We start from the raw sequence: 446 nt of genomic DNA on the forward strand, positions 1-446 counted from the left end.
TCCAAGGGCCTGACACGACAGGCGAATACGCCAATGGACTGCGTGTTGTCGGTATGTTATTGGGTTGCATTGAAAATTGTGACATCGGACAACCTCCCCTCTGACCCATTGACGACTTGATTAATGATAATGGATACGCCGGTCGAGAACGGCATACAGCAAATCGACAATCAGATTAATGATGACGAACAGGAACGCAATGATCAAAATTCCGCTTTGGATAACCGGATAGTCCCGCGAGCTGATCGCTTCAAAAATGTACCGTCCAATGCCGGGCCAGGCAAATATAGTCTCTGTCAGTACAGCGCCTCCCAGTAGAGAGCCGGTCTGAAGACCGATGACAGTAAGCACGGGGATAGCGGCATTTTTAAGCGCATGTTTGTACACGACTTGAAAAGATGCCAGACCCTTCGCCCGAGCGGTGCGGATATAGTCCGCATCCATCA

1 protein-coding gene is annotated in these 446 nt (G+C 50.0%); it reads right to left on the bottom strand.

Annotated elements, in window-relative coordinates:
• Window positions 1-120: 120 nt before the first annotated feature.
• Window positions 121-446 (bottom strand): ABC transporter permease (locus AC5V8P_RS26110; RefSeq protein WP_495474118.1); only part of this gene is annotated, 326 nt, incomplete at its 5' end.

The organism is Paenibacillus sp. N119s, assembly GCF_059447605.1.